Source organism: Campylobacter sp. RM9333 (assembly GCF_020137705.1).
GTDB lineage: Bacteria > Campylobacterota > Campylobacteria > Campylobacterales > Campylobacteraceae > Campylobacter_E.
In genome coordinates this window covers 1-407 of sequence record NZ_JACGAY010000065.1, presented here as the reverse complement: position 1 = coordinate 407, position 407 = coordinate 1, and the positions used below count along the sequence as shown (strand labels likewise).

Annotated in this window: 1 protein-coding gene; it reads left to right on the top strand. The window is 31.0% G+C overall.

The genetic code is table 11. The features are described from left to right. A partial coding sequence (locus AVBRAN9333_RS09465) for a hypothetical protein (RefSeq protein ID WP_336609916.1) occupies positions 1–407 on the top strand: 407 nt, incomplete at both ends.

The following is a 407-nucleotide window of genomic DNA, read 5'->3' as shown; positions in this document are numbered from 1 at the left end:
AATACAACAACTCCTGAAGTAATTGTTCCAAGTGTTGGAAATGGAATTAAAGTATCTATATTTGAAGGTGATGAATCAGGCGATCACAATAACCTAAAAGAAATTAGCAATGGTTCAACTACAGTAGATGCTAATCCTTTATTTAAAGGTGAGATTAATGCTGGTGGTATTCAATCAATGCAAGTATTTATCACTTATAATGATAAGTTAATTAAAACTGATTCAGTTCTTGCTGTTGATGGTAAATTTAAATATGTTCCAGAATTAGGTTGCAATAACTTTGGAGATTACAAGTTTACATTTAATGTAATTGGAACTGATATTAAAGGTGAAGCTAGCTTAAAACTTGTTGCTGATACTCAAACAAATACACCTAGCGTAGATAATACTACAAGTGATGTGGTTGT